Raw genomic sequence first — 12,179 nt, 5'->3', positions numbered from 1 at the left:
CCTCCACCGACGTGCCGCGCCTGCCGCGCGGCGTGCGGATGCGCTTCGACGGCGTGCGCGGCGCCCATGTGCTGCTCGCGCCCGAGCGCACCTTCGACCTCGACCAGAACGCCGTGGCGGTCCTGTCGCTGGTCGACGGGGCGCGCAGCATCCGGGCGATCGCCGAGGCGCTGGCGGCGCAGTACGACGCGCCGGCGAGCGTGATCGAGCCCGACGTCATCACCATGCTGAATGGCCTCGCGGAGAAGCGCGTGCTGGAGACGCTGCCGGCCGCGCCGCCGGCCTGAGGACAGGTCCCATGAACGCCGTCACCCCCACCCTGCCGGCCCCGATCGGGCTCCTCGCGGAGCTCACCCATCGCTGCCCGCTGCGCTGCCCCTACTGCTCGAACCCGCTCGAACTCGACAAGCGCTCGGGCGAACTCGACACGGCGACGTGGCAGCGGGTGCTGGCGGAGGCGGCGGCTCTCGGCGTTCTGCACGTCCACCTGTCGGGCGGCGAGCCCACCGCCCGGCAGGACATCGTCGAGATCACCAAGGCCTGCGCCGATCTCGGCCTCTATTCGAACCTGATCACCTCCGGGGTGGCGGGGGCGCTGGGCAAACTCGACGCCCTCTCCGAGGCCGGGCTCGACCACGTGCAGCTCTCGATCCAGGCGGCCGAGGCGGCCAATGCCGAGAAGATCGGCGGCCTCCGGAACGCGCAGCCCCAGAAGTTCGCCTTCGCGGAGCGGGTGGTGGCGCTCGGCCTGCCGCTCACCCTCAACGCGGTGATCCACCGCGGCAACATCGCCGAGGTGCCGACCATCATCGACCTCGCGGTGAAGCTCGGCGCCAAGCGGCTGGAGGTCGCCCACACCCAGTATTACGGCTGGGCCTACGTCAACCGCGCCGCCCTGATGCCGGCCAAGCCCGACGTCGACTGGTCGATCCGCGTGGTCGAGGAGGCCCGCGAGCGCCTCAAGGGCCAGCTCGTCATCGACCTCGTGGTGCCGGACTACTACGCCAAGTACCCGAAGGCCTGCGCGGGCGGCTGGGGCCGGCGCCTGATGAACGTCACGCCCGCCGGCAAGGTGCTGCCCTGCCACGCCGCCGAGACGATCCCGGGCCTCGAATTCTGGAACGTGCGCGACCACGCCCTCGGGGAGATCTGGGCGCAATCCCCGGCTTTCCAGGCCTATCGGGGCACGAGCTGGATGAAGGAGCCCTGCCGCTCCTGCGACCGGCGCGAGAAGGATTGGGGCGGCTGCCGCTGCCAGGCGCTGGCGCTCGCGGGCGACGCCGCCGCCACCGACCCGGCCTGCTCGCTGTCGCCGCTCCACGGCAAGGTCCAGGCGCTCGCCATCGCCGAATCGGCCCTGGAGACCGCGCCCGATTACCAGTACCGCACGATCGGCGGCGCGCCGGCCGTGCCCCAACCCGAGGGAGTATCCGCGTGAGATCCGCCGTTCTGCTGGCCGTGCTCGGAGCGCTCGCGGCCGGTCCGGTGCTCGCCCAGACGCAGCCGGCCCCTGCGACCCAGGCCGGGACGCCGGACGCCATCGACCTCCTGTTCGAGGGCAAGCACTTCGCCGCGACGCCGCCGGGCCGCACCCTGACCTACCGCTACACCCGCTTCAGCGGCATCGCGGACGGGCCCTTCGGCCCGCCGGTGGAGGACCATATCCGCGAGATGGTGGCCCCGGGCAAGGAGCCCGACACCCGCGACCTGACGGTGGAGGCCTTCACGGGCGAGCGCCGCCAGCCGACCGCGCATTACGAGAACATGGCGGGCAATCCGCTGCTGGCGCAGTTCCTCGAATACCACGTCCTCGACGTCGCCAAGGCGCTCAAGGGCAACCCGCGCTACCTGAAGAACGCGATCCGCAAGGCGATGCGCGAGGGCGGCACCGTCACCCCGACCGAGGTTGCCGTGGAGGGCGGGACCCGCCCGGGCTGGCGGGTGGTGCTGCGGCCCTTCGTGAACGACCCGGTCAAGGACAAGCTGCGCGGCTTCGACAGCCTCACCTACACCTTCGTGGTCTCGCCCGCCGTGCCGGGCCAGATCGTCTCGATCGCCATCGACGCGACCACCCCGGACGGCGGCAAGCTCCTGCAGGAGACACTCACGTATGAACCGAGCCTGGGTTAAGGGGGCGCTCGCCGCTGGCGCCCTCCTGGCGGGGGCGCTCGCCGCCGCCGCCGACGACAACGACTACCCGACCGACGCGCGGGCCGACTACGTCTTCGGCTGCATGGCGGCGAACGGCCAGACCCGCGACGCGCTCCAGAAATGCTCCTGCTCGATCGACGCGATCGCGGCGGTGCTGCCTTACGAGCGGTACGTCCAGGCCTCGACCATCCTGTCGATGCGCCAGGGCATCGGCCAGCGCGCGAACGAGTTCCGCTCCACCAAGCTCTTCGACGACAAGGTCGCGGAGCTGCGCCGCGCCCAGGCCGAGGCCGAGATCCGCTGCTACCGGGCGAGCGTGAACTGACCCTGGGGGCCCTCTCTTCGTCGTCCCACCCGGCGGAGAGAGGACCCACCTCCGGCCCCGGTTGTCAGCGATCCTGCCGCGCGTCACTCTCCCGCTGCGCAACCGCATGGGAGACGCGATGATGAGACGGTCCGCGGCCGCTGCGATGCTCGCCCTCCTCGCCCTGCCGGCGCGGGCCGAGGACACCTCCCTGTGGAGGGTCTACGAATCCACGCTCAAGCGCGCCAAGTACATCGACCTCACCCACGCCTTCGCGCCGGTGCAGCCGGTCTGGCCGGGCTTCGCCCATGCCCGCTTCAGGGCCGCGCAGGCCGGGCAGGACATCCCGGGCTACGTCGCGCTGGGCGACGTGTTCACCTACGAGAAGCACGGCTTCGTCGCCACCGCCTACGACCTGCCGACCGACCAGTATGGCACGCAGCTCGACCCGCCGGCCCACTGGAACCCGCGCGGCGCCACCATCAGCGACCTGCCGGCGACCTACGCCCTGCGCCCGCTCGTCGTCATCGACATCACCCCGCAGGTCGCCGGCGACGAGGGCTACCACCTCCAGGTCGCCGACGTGGCGGCCTGGGAGGAGCGGCACGGGCGCATCCCCGAGGGCGCCGTGGTGATGGTGCGTTCGGACTGGTCGAAGCGCTGGGCCGAGACGGAGCGCTTCCGCCGGAAGCCGTTTCCCGGCGTGAGCCTCGCCGCGCTGCAATTCCTCCACCGCGAGCGACGGATCCTGTTCCACGGCCACGAGCCGCTCGACACCGACACCACGCCGACCCTCGAAGGCGAGGCGTGGCTGATGCACAACAACTTCGCGCAGGCCGAGGGCGTGGCGAATCTCGACAAGGTGCCGGAGGCGGGCGCGCTGATCACGATCGGCTTCGCCAAGCCGCTCGGCGGCACCGGGGGCTATGCCCGCTACGTGGCGATCGCGCCGCCGGACTGGCCCGAGGGCGTGAGCATCGCGCAGGCACCGGGCGCGCCCCTGCCCGAGCAGCCCGCCCCGCTCCGGCGCGGGCCGGACGGCGTGATGCGCCCGACCCCGCCCTGATCAGCTCCCGGAGGCCGGGAAGCTGTGCGTGAAGGTCCGCCCCTCCGTGTCCTTGGCCACCACCGTCACCGGCTCGCCGTTCCCCGTGAAGCTGAAGCGGAAGGTCGGATCCTCGCTCACCGAGATGCCGCCCGTCATCGAGAACAGCGGCGTCTCGCCCTGGCGGACGCTGAGCGATTCCACGAACCAGGCCGGCGTGTAGAGCCGCGTGACCTGATCCATCTGGAGCCCCGAATAATTCGGGTGGCGGACCTGGACCTGGGCCTCGCCGCGATCGGCGAAGCTGCGGAAGCGCATCTGGCCGAGATTGGCCTTGGCCTCGGCCGGATCCTTGACGGCGGGCGCCGAGCAGCCGCCCGCGGCCTTGACGTAGGCCTTGGTCATGTAGAGGGCGCCGTCCTCCGTCTCGGCGATGGCGCGGACGTAGGAGTAGGAGTTCACCCGGATGCGGGTGGAGAGGTCGAAGCGGTGCTGCGGCTTGGCGAAGCGGAAGGTGCCGACGACCGGCGAGGGATTCTCGTCCACCACCAGGGTCAGGCTCTTGACCGCGCGCGCGTCGCCTCCCGGCAGGGCGATGCGGATCGCGACGGGCACGATGGCCGCATCCTCGGCGCGTTTGGGCGTCTCCAGGGTGACGAGGCCGGCCCCGTCCCGGATCGGCCTGTCGCCGGTGATGCCGGCGCGCAGCTCTGTCCAGGCGGTCTCGGGCCGCGCCTCGTCCTGGGCGAGGGCGGGACCGGCGAGCCCGAGCGCCAGCGCCGCGCCGGCGAGGGCCGGTCTCCAGAGACTCGGTCTCTTGGGGGATCGGATCATCGTGGGCTCCTCATCGGTGTCCTCCGCCGGGGCCGGGGCGTCCGCCGCCTCTTGTGCCGCCTCTTGCCTGTGCCATCAGATGTAGAGGCCGGGAGCGCCGCGCGCCATGCCATCCTGCGGTCAAACCCCTGACGGCCGGGCGCTTTGGCCGGGGACACGCTGGATCGTGATCCTTCTGCGCGCGAACCGGAAGCGATGGGCCGGCGCGGCGGAGGCTCGCGCTGGCCTTAAGGCCTTGAGATCGTGGGGCAGCGGATGGTGGGGCGGGTTCGCGACCGATTCCTTGCGCCGTCACTCCCCCGGTTCGCGCAACCGTCGCCATTCTGTTCGGGGCCGGTGTGGGTTACACAAGGGAAGTCGCCCCCTCACGGGGGCGCGGATTGAAACAAGACTGATACTGAACGGGCGGTCGCCGCTGTCAAGGTCGCCCCCTCGCGGGGGCACGGATTGAAACCAGCCGATCGTTGCGGTCGTCTCCATCGCGTCCATCGCGCGCCGCCTGTCCTGACGGGCGCGCGGATCGCAACACCCGGCGGCTCCGGGAGCATCCGGGCCGCCGCCCCTCCCCTGCCGCGGGCGCCGGACGCCGCGACCCCGCCCAAGGTACGACGCCGCGGCGGATGTCCCGCGCGCCGCCGAACGTTGCGCCCCGCCCGCGATCCGGCATAAGCGCGGGAGACGTCCCGCGCCGATCCCGCCGAGGTTCCCGTGACCGACCATCCCGCCGTCCTCGCCGCCCTGCTGCCGGAACTCGGCCGGCGCACCCTGGTCATGGGTATCCTGAACGTCACGCCGGATTCCTTCTCGGATGGCGGGCGCTTCCAGGAGCGCGAGGCCGCCCGGGCCCAGGCCGCCGCCCTCGTGGCGGAGGGCGCCGCCATCCTCGACATCGGCGGGGAATCCACCCGGCCCGGCCACGTGCCCGTCCCCGCCGAGGAGGAGCAGGCCCGCGTCGTCCCGGTCCTCGAAGCGGTCGCGCCCGCCTGCCCGGTGCCGATCTCCATCGACACCTACAAGGCCTCCACCGCCGAGGCCGCCCTCAAGGCCGGCGCGCGCATCGTGAACGACGTCTGGGGCCTCCAGCGCGAGCCCGACATCGCCCGCGTCGCCGCGGCCCACGGCGCCCCGGTGATCGTGATGCACAACCGCGAGAGCGTGGATGCCAGCCTCGACATCCTCGACGAGATGAAGCGGTTCTTCGACCGCTCCCTCGCCATCGCGGCGAAGGCCGGCATCCCGGAGCGCGACATCGTCCTCGATCCGGGCATCGGCTTCGGCAAGAGCTGGGAGCAGCACCTGGAGGCGATCCGCCGCCTGCCCGAATTGCGGGCGCTCGGCTTTCCGCTCCTCGTCGGCATCTCCCGCAAATCCCTGCTCGGGCGCATCCACAACACCGCGACGGCGCCGGCCGACCGGCTGTTCGGCTCCATCGCCGCCCACGCCGCCGCCGCCACGCTCGGCGCCGACATCGTGCGCGCCCACGACGTGCGCCCCCATGTCGAAGCCTGCCAGGTGATCGACGCCATCATGCGCCGGGATCCCGCCGCGAGTGGTGCAACCGCCCGCGGGGGAGCCGCCTGATGGGCGACCGCATCCTCGTCCACCGCCTCGCGGTCTTCGCCCATCACGGCGTGCTGGAGGAGGAGAACCGGCTCGGCCAGCGCTTCTACCTCTCCCTCGAGGTCAGCCTCGACCTGCGCGCGGCCGGCCGCAGCGACGACATCGCCGCCACGGTGAGCTACGCCGACCTCGCGGCCCTCGCCACGGAGATCGCCACCGGCCGGCGCTTCCGCCTCATCGAGGCCCTGGCCGAGACCATCGCGACCGAGAGCCTCGCGCGCTTCCCCGCCCTCACGGCGATCACCGTGCGGGTCGACAAGCCCTCCGCCCCCATCCCGGCCATCCTCGACGGAGTCTCGGTCGAGGTCACGAGGACGCGCCATGGCTGAGGCCTATCTCGGGCTCGGCAGCAATCTCGGCGACAAGGCCGCGATGCTCGCCCGCGCCATCGCCGAACTCGATGCGGCACCGGGCATCCGCATCACCGCGCGCTCGCGCTTCTACCGCACGCCCCCCTGGGGCGACACCGATCAGGACTGGTTCCTCAACGCCGCGGTCGGGGTGGACACGACCCTGCCGCCCCACGCCCTGCTGGAGACCTGCCTCGCCGTCGAGGCGCGGCTCGGCCGCGTGCGCGAGCGGCGCTGGGGGCCGCGCGTCATCGACATCGACGTGCTGCACTATGCGGGCGCCGTGGTGGAGGACGAGCGCCTCGTCCTGCCCCACCGCTTCGTGCGCGAGCGCGCCTTCGTGCTCGTGCCCCTGGCCGAGATCGCGCCCGGCCTCGTGATCGGCGGGGAAACGGTGACGCAGGCGCTGGCGAAGCTCGACCGCACCGGCATCGAGCCGGACGAGGCCGGGGGCGCCCCCGCCGCCGGACCGCCCCTCAGGGCTTGACCGGTTGCAGGCGCTCGAGAGGGAGCGCCGCGTCGCTCCAGCCATCGGCGCCGTCCGGGAACCAGATCACCCGGCGGTAGCCGTAGGACAGCGCCCGCTTCGCCGCGTTCCACGACATCCAGCAGTTCCGCAGGCAGAAGAACACCAGGGGCCTGCCTCTGTCGCCGCCGGTCAGGTGGTCGAGGGTGTCGCGGAAATAGGCCTCCGTCTCCGGGGCGAGGGCGCCGAGGCCGGTATTGGCGAGCCAGTGCGCGTGCGGGATGCTCTCGTGCGGGGGATCCCGCCAGATCGTCCCCGCGGGCAGCGTGGCCGGCCGCGGCGGCCGGGGCATCACGTCCACGAAGAGCACGCCCGCCCGCCACAGCGCCTCGGCCTCCTCCGTCGTCACCACCCGCGCGCCCTGAAGCGTCGCGGGCGTGGGGGAGCGGAAGTTGTCGTTGCGGTAGCCGGAGGGTTCGGGCGGCGGGGGCGCGGCGGCGGCCGGCCGCATCGGGGCCAGCAGCGCGAGAGCCGCCAGGACACCATACCCCAAGGCGGCCCGCTTCACGGCTTGGCTTCGTCGAGAAGCCGATTCTGCTCCTCATCGAGGAGCGGCACCGCGTAGTCGCGCAGCACCTGCTCGATCTCCGCCCGGCGCTTGCGCAGGGCGGTGTTGAGCGTGCGCTTCCACTCGTTCTCGTTGATCCGCACCCCCATCGCGATGCGGTAGGTGAGCGCCGGACGGTCGGGCTCCCTGAGGAGAGGCACCACCTCCATCGGCACCCCGCTCTGGCGGGCGAGCCAGCCCGCCGCCGGGCCCCACAGGATCGCCGCGTCGAGCTTCTTCTCGGCGAGGTCGGCCACGATCTGGGCCGACACGGTCTGGTGCGGGTTCGACGGATCGAACTGGTAGGGCGCGTAGGGCCGCATCGACCCGACGAGGCCGAGATCCCCCATCCGGTTCACCGGCGGCGTGCCCGCCACCACGCCGATCGCCTTGCCCTTGAGCCGTGGATCGTCGAGGGCGCCGACGCCCGGGAGGTCGCCCCGGCGCGACACCAGCACGTAGGCCGAGCGGTAATAGGGGTTGGTGCTCTGGACGAGATCGGTGCCGAGCGCCGAGCCGATGATCACGTCGCACAGGCCCGAGCCCAGCGTGTTGCGCACGAAGCCCGGCCCCTGCGTCAACCAGTAGGTGCGCAAGCGGACCTTCAGCTCGTCGGCGAGGATCGCGGCGATCCGGTTCTCGAACCCCTCCCCCTTGCGGTCGGAGAAGGGCATGTTGCCCGGATCGCCGCAGACGCGCAGGGCGTCGGTGGTGACGAGGTCGGGCAATTGCTGCGCGACAGCGGCCCGCGGTCCCGCCGCCATCAGCAGGACCGCGAGGCCGGCGAGCAGCCGGCCCGTCGCGTGGGAGGCGCCGGCCCGGGCCATCAGCCGCCCAGGCACTCCTTCTCGGCCTTCTTGGCCGCCTCGGGCTTGTCCTCCTTGTCGGAGGGGCGCACGCGGCCCATGGCGCCGGCCGCGCGGGCGCGCAGGTAGACGTAGAGGTCGTCCGCGTAGCACATCACGTTCTTGTTGTCGCCGAAGGCCGGCATCACCTGCTGCTGCGACGCGCTGACGTCCTGCTTGCCGCCGACCAGGATGCCGATGAACTCCTCGTAGGAGAGGTGCTTCAGCGAGTCCTTCAGGGCCGGGGCGTAGGTCGAGCCCATGCCGTCCGGGCCGTGGCAGACGTGGCACTCGGCATGATAGCGCCGGTAGCCCGAATAGGCGTACCAGTCGACCTTCTTGCCGTTGTCGCTGACGTGGAAGGTCGGATGGCCGTCGGCGTCGAGGTACTTGCCGTCCTCCACCTTCGTGGCCTGCGCCTTGTCGAGCACCTTCTGGTCGACCTCGGCGGTCTTGTCGTTGGCATTGAGCGAATTGGCGAGCGCCGGATCGGCGGGTTTGGCACCCTCAGCATATACGGCAACCACGGACAGGGTTGCTAGGGCGAGGCCGGCCAGGACGGGCCGCAGGGCGGTCGTGCTGAGGTGACGCAACGGACGTTTCTCCCTGTATACGACGAGAGCCCCCCATCGCGGGCCGGGGTCCCGAGGTCCGCATAATCATAATCATAAGGAAGCCGGCGCGGAAACCCGCGCCGGCCAGACTTATGTACGGGTAGAACCTGCGACCGATTAGTTCGGCAGCGTGAAGACGGTGAGCTGACCGCCGAGGTTCGTGTAGTTCGACAGGGCCGCGTAGCCGCCCACCGCGCCGAGACCGGCATTCGGGTCGGTCAGGCCGGCCGCGAGGCCGATGCCGGCCCAGCCGCCGACGCCCGACAGGACGGCGATGTTCTGCTTGCCCTTGTGCTCGTAGGTCATCACGTTGCCGATGATGCCCGACGGGGTCTTGAAGCGGTACAGCTCCTTGCCCGACTTGGCGTCGACGGCCTTCAGGTAGCCTTCGAGCGTGCCGTAGAACACCACGTCGCCGGCGGTGGCAAGCGCACCCGACCACACCGAGAACTGCTCGGGCAGCGACCACTTGATCTTGCCGGCCACGCCGTCCCACGCGATGAAGTTACCCATGCCGCCGTGGCTGTTCGGGGCCGGGTACATCGACAGGGTCGCACCGACATAGGGCTGGCCCGGGGTGTAGCTCACCCGGAACGGCTCGTAGTCCATGCAGACGTGGTTGGTCGGCACGTAGAACAGGTTGGTCTTGGGCGAGAAGGCCGCCGGCTGCTGGTCCTTGGTGCCGAGAGCCGCCGGGCAGATGCCCTTCGAGTTCACGTCCTCGCCGTTCTGCTCGGTCGAGTACTTGGCCACGACCAGCGGACGGCCGTAGTTCTTGGACGACTTGTCCATGTCGACCTTGGAGGCCCAGTTCACCACCGGATCGAACTTCTCGGCGACGAGGAGCTCGCCGGTCGCGCGGTCGAGGGTGTAGCCGAAGCCGTTGCGGTCGAAGTGGGTCAGGAGCGGACGATCCTTGCCGTCAACCTTCTGATCCGTGAGGATCATCTCGTTGATGCCGTCGTAGTCCCACTCGTCGTGCGGGGTCATCTGGTAGACCCACTTGGCGACGCCGGTGTCGACGTCACGTCCCCAGATGGTCATCGACCACTTGTTGTCGCCGGGGCGCTGCTTCGGGTTCCAGGTCGAGGGGTTGCCCGAGCCGTAATACATCAGGTTCAGCTTGGGGTCGTAGGAGAACCAGCCCCAGGTGCAGCCGCCGCCCTGCTTCCACTGATCGCCTTCCCAGGTCTTCAGCGAGGAATCCTTGCCGACCGGCTTGCCGAGCGAGGTGGTCTTCTCGGGGTCGACGAGCATCTCGCTGTCCGGACCCATCGAGTAGCCGCGCCAAGCGAGCTTCCCGTCCTTCAGGTTGTAGGCGGTGACGTGGCAGCGCACGCCGTACTCGCCGCCCGAGATGCCGACGATGACCTTGTCCTTCACCGGCAGCACGGTGGCGGTGTTGGTCTCGCCCTTCTTCGGGTCGCCGTTGACCACCGACCACGCGACCTTGCCGGTCTTGGCGTCGAGGGCGACCACGGTGGTGTCGGCTTGGTGCAGGATGATCTTGCCGTCGGCATAGGCCAGGCCACGGTTGACCGTGTCGCAGCACATCACCGGGATCACGTTCGGATCCTGCTTCGGCTCGTACTTCCAGACGATCTTGCCGTCCTGGTTCAGGTCGAGCGCGTACACGATGTTCGGGAACGGCGTGTGCACGTACATGATGTCGCCGACGACCAGCGGCGAGCCCTCGTGACCGCGCAGCACGCCGGTCGAGAACGTCCAGGCCACCTGCAGCTTGTTGACGTTGCCGGTGTTGATCTGGTCGAGCTTCGAATAGCGGGTGTTGGCGTAGTCGACGGTTTGCAGAACCTGCTGCGCCGGGTTCGCGATCTGTTTGATCAGATCGTCATTCGCCAGGGCGGGCGTCACGCCCAGAACGCCGGCACTCAACGCGAGGAGATGGACCGCTCTCATGGATTCCTCCGACAGGTGCATTTGCGTGACCCGCCCCTGGATTCAGGAGCATGGCGGCACGAACCTGCTGTTTGCGTTTGGGGACGTCTTTTATGCTTCGGCAGCGTGTCACAACAGGCTTGGTTGCTGGCCCGGGCTTGTTCTGCCGTTGGGGCATGCCGTGTCTGCGAACCGGCAACCGCCCTCCCCTGGCGGCACCGTTGGAAACCGAAGCTGAACGAACTCTAAGAGAAAAATAGGCGGCGTCAACAACGATCGGTGCCCGTCCGCAGCGGTTTCGGCATCGAAAAGGGTGACTTAAGTACGAATTTCCCTCTGCGCTGCATCGCAGCGCAAAATTGCTGCATTGCATCATCAACGACTTGTGTAATCGAGCGGCACGCCGATGAGGCCGCTTGTCTCAGGATGAGCCGGCTCTGAACCTCAATGGAGTGATCGGATTCGACGGATGCCGCTCAGTCCCATTCGAGTTCCTGATACGCCGTGGTTGCGTTTCGGGCGTTGAATTCACGAAAGAGTGACCAGTCTTTCGCCTCGCCGGCCGCCGCCTCGCCGGCCTCGCCGATCGGCCGGCCCTCGCGCACCATCGCCCGCACCTCGGTCTCCAGGGTCGCGAGGTAGCGGTCGATGGGGCCGGCGGCCGTGGGCCAGGGCACGACGGCCGGGCCGTGACCCGGCACCACCCGGGCGGCGGGCTCCGCCTTCAGGCGGCGCAGGACGGCGATCCAGCCCGCGAGCCGCCCGTCCAGGGCGGGCACGTGGCCGACGAACAGGAGGTCGCCGAGGAACCACGTGTCGGTGGCGAGGTCGCGCACCGTGAGGTCGCTGTTGGTGTGAGCGGTGGGCCACGCGTCCAGGCGCAGCACCCGTCCGCCGAGATCGAGATCCCGCCGGTCCTCGACGAGCAGGGTCGGCGGCACGATCCGCGTGCCCGCGAAGGCCGGTCCCACCAGCGGGGCGTTCGATTGCAGGTAGCTCCCGGCCCGCGCGGCCAGGGCGTCGGGCAGGTTCCGGTGGCCGACGAACGTCGCGCCCTCCGCCACGAAGGCGGCGTTGCCGAGCACGTGGTCCGGGTGGACATGCGTGTTGACGACGTAGCGGATCGGCAGCGCGGTCCTGGCGCGGATCGCCGCGAGCAGGCGCCGGCCCGCCGCGAGGCTTCCCTCGGTGTCGATCACCGCCACCGCCTCCGTCCCGACGACGAATCCCGCATTGGCGATCGCCCCCGCGTTGCTCCGGGCGGCAAGCGCATAGGGGGCGGCATGGACGAAGATTCCGGGCGCCACCTCCTGCACCGGCAGGGGCGCGGTCTCGGCCGCGGCGGGCGGTGCCTCCTCCGCGCGGACGGCCGGGGCCGGGCCGGGGGGCAGGGCGAGCGCCGCGACGAGGAGCCAGGATGGAAGGGCGCGCATCGCGGATCTCC

General features: G+C 70.5%; 13 protein-coding genes and 1 pseudogene. 8 read left to right on the top strand and 6 right to left on the bottom strand.

The genetic code is table 11. From position 1 onward, the window contains the following. Nucleotides 1-5 precede the first annotated feature (5 nt). The 5 genes and pseudogenes from pqqD to ACE101_RS23800 all read left to right on the top strand — a co-directional run. Nucleotides 6-287: pseudogene (pqqD, locus tag ACE101_RS23820) on the top strand (pyrroloquinoline quinone biosynthesis peptide chaperone PqqD); the annotation flags it as partial. 11 nt (nt 288-298) lie between these two features. Continuing rightward, entirely contained in the window at nt 299-1,438 is a 1,140-nt protein-coding gene (gene pqqE, locus ACE101_RS23815) for a pyrroloquinoline quinone biosynthesis protein PqqE (RefSeq protein ID WP_379134940.1), read from the top strand. After that, entirely contained in the window at nt 1,435-2,130 is a 696-nt protein-coding gene (locus ACE101_RS23810) for a hypothetical protein (protein WP_379134938.1), read from the top strand. Before pqqE ends, ACE101_RS23810 begins: the two co-directional genes overlap by 4 nt. Then, the gene (locus ACE101_RS23805) at nt 2,111-2,476 is read left to right on the top strand and encodes a hypothetical protein (protein ID WP_379134935.1); all 366 of its coding nucleotides are present in this window, start codon (nt 2,111-2,113) and stop codon (nt 2,474-2,476) included. Before ACE101_RS23810 ends, ACE101_RS23805 begins: the two co-directional genes overlap by 20 nt. A 121-nt stretch (nt 2,477-2,597) precedes the next feature. After that, a complete protein-coding gene (locus ACE101_RS23800) occupies nt 2,598-3,521 on the top strand; it encodes a cyclase family protein (RefSeq protein WP_379134932.1) in 924 nt (307 codons plus the stop codon). Here the strand turns inward: ACE101_RS23800 and ACE101_RS23795 are convergent, their stop codons facing one another. Further along, nucleotides 3,522-4,334 carry a quinoprotein dehydrogenase-associated SoxYZ-like carrier gene (locus ACE101_RS23795; RefSeq protein ID WP_379134930.1) on the bottom strand — a complete coding sequence of 271 codons (813 nt, stop codon included), beginning with the start codon at nt 4,332-4,334 and terminating at the stop codon, nt 3,522-3,524. It lies immediately after the preceding gene. Between the two features lie 771 nt (nt 4,335-5,105). On the opposite strand from ACE101_RS23795, the gene folP reads away from it, so the two are divergent. The 3 genes from folP to folK are packed head-to-tail and all read left to right on the top strand — an operon-like array spanning nt 5,106 to nt 6,791. Further along, entirely contained in the window at nt 5,106-5,915 is an 810-nt protein-coding gene (gene folP / locus ACE101_RS23790) for a dihydropteroate synthase (RefSeq protein ID WP_379138886.1), read from the top strand. Continuing rightward, the gene (folB, locus tag ACE101_RS23785; RefSeq protein WP_379134929.1) at nt 5,915-6,283 is read left to right on the top strand and encodes a dihydroneopterin aldolase; all 369 of its coding nucleotides are present in this window, start codon (nt 5,915-5,917) and stop codon (nt 6,281-6,283) included. The genes folP and folB overlap by 1 nt, the downstream gene beginning before the upstream one ends. Next, nucleotides 6,276-6,791, top strand: a complete 516-nt coding sequence (gene folK, locus ACE101_RS23780) for a 2-amino-4-hydroxy-6-hydroxymethyldihydropteridine diphosphokinase (RefSeq protein ID WP_379134926.1) — start codon at nt 6,276-6,278, stop codon at nt 6,789-6,791. Before folB ends, folK begins: the two co-directional genes overlap by 8 nt. Here the strand turns inward: folK and ACE101_RS23775 are convergent. The 5 genes from ACE101_RS23775 to ACE101_RS23755 form a co-directional block, all read right to left on the bottom strand. Then, the gene (locus tag ACE101_RS23775; protein ID WP_379138883.1) at nt 6,781-7,281 is read right to left on the bottom strand and encodes a PQQ-dependent catabolism-associated CXXCW motif protein; all 501 of its coding nucleotides are present in this window, start codon (nt 7,279-7,281) and stop codon (nt 6,781-6,783) included. The genes folK and ACE101_RS23775 overlap by 11 nt on opposite strands. Nucleotides 7,282-7,334: 53 nt before the next feature. Next, the gene (gene xoxJ / locus ACE101_RS23770; RefSeq protein WP_379138880.1) at nt 7,335-8,204 is read right to left on the bottom strand and encodes a rare earth element methanol dehydrogenase accessory protein XoxJ; all 870 of its coding nucleotides are present in this window, start codon (nt 8,202-8,204) and stop codon (nt 7,335-7,337) included. Beyond that, nucleotides 8,204-8,815 (bottom strand): c-type cytochrome, methanol metabolism-related, encoded by a 612-nt coding sequence (locus ACE101_RS23765; RefSeq protein WP_379134923.1) that lies wholly within the window; start codon nt 8,813-8,815, stop codon nt 8,204-8,206. The genes xoxJ and ACE101_RS23765 overlap by 1 nt, the downstream gene beginning before the upstream one ends. 138 nt (nt 8,816-8,953) lie before the next feature. After that, nucleotides 8,954-10,756 (bottom strand): lanthanide-dependent methanol dehydrogenase XoxF5, encoded by a 1,803-nt coding sequence (gene xoxF5, locus ACE101_RS23760; protein WP_379134920.1) that lies wholly within the window; start codon nt 10,754-10,756, stop codon nt 8,954-8,956. Between the two features lie 455 nt (nt 10,757-11,211). Beyond that, the gene (locus ACE101_RS23755) at nt 11,212-12,168 is read right to left on the bottom strand and encodes a quinoprotein relay system zinc metallohydrolase 2 (protein ID WP_379134917.1); all 957 of its coding nucleotides are present in this window, start codon (nt 12,166-12,168) and stop codon (nt 11,212-11,214) included. Nucleotides 12,169-12,179 lie beyond the last annotated feature (11 nt).

This window comes from Methylobacterium carpenticola (genome assembly GCF_042748905.1).
In the GTDB taxonomy this organism is placed as follows: domain Bacteria; phylum Pseudomonadota; class Alphaproteobacteria; order Rhizobiales; family Beijerinckiaceae; genus Methylobacterium; species Methylobacterium carpenticola.
This window is presented reverse-complemented; position numbering and strand designations above follow the sequence as displayed.

Coding starts and splice junctions, on each gene's coding strand:
- xoxF5 (WP_379134920.1), bottom strand. CDS start 10,756: ATGAGAGCGGTCCATCTCCTCGCGTTGAGTGCCGGCGTTCTGGGCGTG.
- ACE101_RS23755 (WP_379134917.1), bottom strand. CDS start 12,168: ATGCGCGCCCTTCCATCCTGGCTCCTCGTCGCGGCGCTCGCCCTGCCC.
- ACE101_RS23775 (WP_379138883.1), bottom strand. CDS start 7,281: ATGCGGCCGGCCGCCGCCGCGCCCCCGCCGCCCGAACCCTCCGGCTAC.
- ACE101_RS23795 (WP_379134930.1), bottom strand. CDS start 4,334: ATGATCCGATCCCCCAAGAGACCGAGTCTCTGGAGACCGGCCCTCGCC.
- pqqE (WP_379134940.1), top strand. CDS start 299: ATGAACGCCGTCACCCCCACCCTGCCGGCCCCGATCGGGCTCCTCGCG.
- ACE101_RS23800 (WP_379134932.1), top strand. CDS start 2,598: ATGAGACGGTCCGCGGCCGCTGCGATGCTCGCCCTCCTCGCCCTGCCG.
- folP (WP_379138886.1), top strand. CDS start 5,106: ATGGGTATCCTGAACGTCACGCCGGATTCCTTCTCGGATGGCGGGCGC.
- xoxJ (WP_379138880.1), bottom strand. CDS start 8,204: ATGGCCCGGGCCGGCGCCTCCCACGCGACGGGCCGGCTGCTCGCCGGC.
- ACE101_RS23805 (WP_379134935.1), top strand. CDS start 2,111: ATGAACCGAGCCTGGGTTAAGGGGGCGCTCGCCGCTGGCGCCCTCCTG.
- folK (WP_379134926.1), top strand. CDS start 6,276: ATGGCTGAGGCCTATCTCGGGCTCGGCAGCAATCTCGGCGACAAGGCC.
- folB (WP_379134929.1), top strand. CDS start 5,915: ATGGGCGACCGCATCCTCGTCCACCGCCTCGCGGTCTTCGCCCATCAC.